Raw genomic sequence first — 3,421 nt, 5'->3', positions numbered from 1 at the left:
AAAAGCACTATGCAAAGTAAACCTCAAAAAGCCCCTAGTTATCAGGTTTTCGGTTCATTTACTTTGCATAGTATTTCGGCTACAGCTCTGAAAGCCAAGAAAGCAGCGCCTGATCTTGGTTCCAGTCCGGCAATTGGGGATCTACCAGGTCAGGATAAGCTTGCTCAATCGCTTTTCGCTTTGTTTCCGTATCCGTTCTGGCATAGACCTCTGTCGTCTTTAAATCTACATGGCCAAGGAAGTCGCGAATGTAGATGAGATTAACGCCCGCTTGCAGCAGATGCATGGCCTTGGAGTGCCGTAACATATGGGCTCGCACTTTCGGCGGCACAATGGTCGATGTTTTTCTTGCCGCGGCCACATATTTGGCAAGGATGTGCGCAACGCCTTCCTTGGTCAATTTGTTATGCTGGTTGTTTGTAAACAAAGGATGCTCATTCTTCGACGGGCTGTCCAACTTCTGTTCAAGCTTATACCGCTGTAATAAAAGAACCGTGTTTTTCATCAACGGAACACGACGGGTCTTGTTTCCTTTTCCGGTCAGTTGAACGACCGGCGGCGTTTCCAGAAATGTATCGCCGGCTCGAAGGTCAATGAGCTCTTGCACTCTGGCTCCGGTGTCATAAAGCACGCTCATCAAGGTCAAATCCCTTCGGCCCTTCAAGCTGTTCCTGTCCGGCTGGGCCAGAAGCAATTGCATCGCCTCTGGCGACAAGTGTTCCACCATCGCTTTTGGCGCTTTCTTCATCGGGACGGACATGGCTTTTTGGAGATGAAAGAGTCCCGTAGGCTCCTCGTACTGTACGAACCGAAAAAAGGAATGGATGGCCGTAAGGCGCAGGTTTCTCGTGGTAATGCCGCATTTTCTTTCAGACTCCAGCCAATCCAGAAATCCGGTAATCAAATCGTTCGTCAACAGGTTCAATTCCAGACGTTCCGCCGGGATCTGCTTCACTTCCTGGCAATAGCGCAGGAACAGCTTAAAGGTGTCGCGGTAGGAATAGATCGTGTTTTTACTGACGTTTTTTTGCGACGTCAGATACGTCTGGAAGAATGCCGTCAGATGTTTAGCGAAATCAGTCGGCTTCATCTTCAGCACGTTCCAGCATTGGAATAAGGTCCGGGTATCGCCCTTCCAGCTTCAGCGTAAGATCAGGGAATACATCCGCTGTCAGTCGCAGGTAATAGGCGGTTTCCGCAAATGAATCATGGCCCAAATAGGTTTTCAGCACAGGCAGATAGGCGGCCAGATCTCGGCCCTGCAAAACCCATTGTTTCAAGCAGTGGCAGGCATAGGTGTGGCGAAAATCATGAATTCTCGGTCCCTTGCCTTTGCCGCCGTGCGAAATGCCTGCTCGCCACAGAAAGCGCCGAAAATTGTGGTAAACGTTTGTCAGCGTCATCGGCTTTCTGCCCAGCGCCGGGAAGAAGGGCTCCGTAGCGCTTGGATAGAGATGCACCTGTCTGGCATAGCTGCGGCAACGTTCTGCCAGTTCATCGGACATGGGGACAAGCCGGCTATTGTCCTTTTTGGAGTGGTGCACCGAAAGGATGCCTTGCTCCAAATCCACATCGGCTACGGTTAGCAGCCGAGCTTCGGAAACACGCAGTCCGCAAGTGTAAATCATACGAAAAAACAAGGGCATGATCAGATGGCGGTCAGGACATTCATAACAATAACGGCAGCGATCCGTTTCAGCAAAAAAACGTTGCAGTTCGTCAGCTGAATAAATGTACGGTACGTAAGTCGCCCCCGTGGGATAGTATCCCTTGGGAAGCACATACGCGGCAACTCCAACGCGATTCAAATAGATACCGAATTGGCGTAGAATTGAAGCGCGAGTACATTGGTTTGCTTGTGTTTCATGTGCTTTTTTGCTACACCAGTCCAAGACGATCACCTTGGTCAGCGTCGTGGCTTCCGGGTACCTCTCCAACGTAAACCGATCAAAACGTGCTAAATGGGCGGCGTCGGTTTCGTACTTGTATCCGACGGCTTGTTTCAAGGCGATATGGCCCAGAATATAGTTTTTAAACGGTCCGGTATACCGATCACTATTCATGGGTCGCCGCCTCATCCAGTCGAAGCGAACAGGCCCGCAGTTTTTCAATGTCGACCTTCAGGTAGACGGCGGTAGAATCGGGGTCCACATGACCGAGTATGTCTGAGATGGTGGAAAGCGGCGTGTCCTGTTCCAAAAGCCTGCTGGCCATTGTATGACGGAGAGAGTGCATGCCACGCCTTTTTTTGAGTGTCGGCAAATGCGCCCGTTCCATATAGCTTTTAATCAACTGGTTGAGATGATCCTCCTCGGAAAAGGGGAGAAATGGCGCCATGTGCCGGACAAATAAAACGGGGCTGTCGACTTTGGGACGGCCATATTTCAGATAGTCGATCACAGCCCAACCGACCTCCGGGGGAAGCGGAAGAGACAGAGACTGTCGGGTCTTTGACTGGATAAAGGTCAGTTTCTTTTCTTCCCAGCGGAAGCTCGTCATTTGCAGATGCTTAATATCGGTGCAGCGCATGCCTAACCGACAAGCCAGCAGGATGATGGCATAATCCCGTTTTCCTTTTGGGTTTCCTCTGTCAATCGCGGCGATCAGCTTTTTTAATTCATCCGCTGTCCAAACGGAAGGAATACGCGTCTGCTTTCTGGCTTGAATCATCGGCATTTGCGCTGCAAAGTCGGTTTGAACAACTTCCGTTTCCAACAGGAACCGAAAGAAGGCGCGCAGCGCGCAAATGACTTGCTCCACCGTCTTGTAGGTGTAGCCGGCCAAGGTTTTGAGGTACTCATGGATCAGGTGCAAATCAATGCCTTTGCAATCCGTGACTTTCTGCGAAACCAGATAGTCCATGAAACGGGCAGACTGTTTGACATAATGATTCGTTGTGACTTTCGAGTAAGACTTACTCGTGCAATAGTGCTTAAACCGATCGTTTATGGCGATGAAATGGGAATCTGTAAGAATTTCCTTGTGCTTGTAATAGCGACGCAATACGGTATGGTGCAGCTGAAAATCGCCAATCATTCGGATAATTCGTAATTCTTGCGTTTCTGCCTGGGCCAAGGTACGGTCGAAGTCTTTTTCGAAGATCTGAAAGTGGTGCTCGACAAACGCAATGCCCAGTTGTTCAGAATAGTGGACTTCCCCGCGTCCTTCTGCAAACCGAAGCAGCATCCGCCATCGCCTGCGGTAAAACTGCATGGAGCCTTCGGTATAGCCCAGACGCAGCATCTCTTGCTCCAATCCATCAATCAGTTCAACCAATGTTTGCTTGTGCATATTCATGCCTCCCGAAAATGATCGTAGAGCGTGAGCCGCTCACTCTCATTTTCGGACACTATGCAAAGTAAATTGCATCCAATCGTTGATCTGACGGGCTTTTAGCTCTGCTACTTTGCATAGTTACTTT

The 3,421-nt window shown here is 49.8% G+C and carries 3 protein-coding genes; all 3 read right to left on the bottom strand.

Annotated features, from left to right (window positions below):
- Positions 1–79 precede the first annotated feature (79 nt).
- The 3 genes from PKO02S_RS31700 to PKO02S_RS31690 are packed head-to-tail and all read right to left on the bottom strand — an operon-like array spanning position 80 to position 3,291.
- Positions 80–1,090: a site-specific integrase gene (locus tag PKO02S_RS31700; RefSeq protein ID WP_127589248.1), complete on the bottom strand. Its 1,011-nt coding sequence runs from the start codon at positions 1,088–1,090 to the stop codon at positions 80–82.
- Positions 1,077–2,063, bottom strand: coding sequence for a tyrosine-type recombinase/integrase (locus PKO02S_RS31695; protein WP_127589246.1), 987 nt, complete (start codon positions 2,061–2,063; stop codon positions 1,077–1,079). Before PKO02S_RS31695 ends, PKO02S_RS31700 begins: the two co-directional genes overlap by 14 nt.
- Positions 2,056–3,291, bottom strand: coding sequence for a site-specific integrase (locus PKO02S_RS31690; RefSeq protein ID WP_127589244.1), 1,236 nt, complete (start codon positions 3,289–3,291; stop codon positions 2,056–2,058). The genes PKO02S_RS31695 and PKO02S_RS31690 overlap by 8 nt, the downstream gene beginning before the upstream one ends.
- Positions 3,292–3,421 lie beyond the last annotated feature (130 nt).

Origin of the sequence: Paenibacillus koleovorans NBRC 103111 (genome assembly GCF_004000845.1) — a bacterium.
Taxonomy (GTDB): Bacteria; Bacillota; Bacilli; order Paenibacillales; family NBRC-103111; genus Paenibacillus_AA; species Paenibacillus_AA koleovorans.
The sequence above is the reverse complement of the archived record's forward strand: the minus strand, read 5'-3'. Positions and strand labels throughout refer to the sequence as shown.

Excerpts from the sequence above, each read along its gene's own strand:
- PKO02S_RS31700 (WP_127589248.1), bottom strand. The coding sequence starts at position 1,090 with ATGAAGCCGACTGATTTCGCTAAACATCTGACGGCATTCTTCCAGACG.
- PKO02S_RS31695 (WP_127589246.1), bottom strand. The coding sequence starts at position 2,063 with ATGAATAGTGATCGGTATACCGGACCGTTTAAAAACTATATTCTGGGC.
- PKO02S_RS31690 (WP_127589244.1), bottom strand. The coding sequence starts at position 3,291 with ATGCACAAGCAAACATTGGTTGAACTGATTGATGGATTGGAGCAAGAG.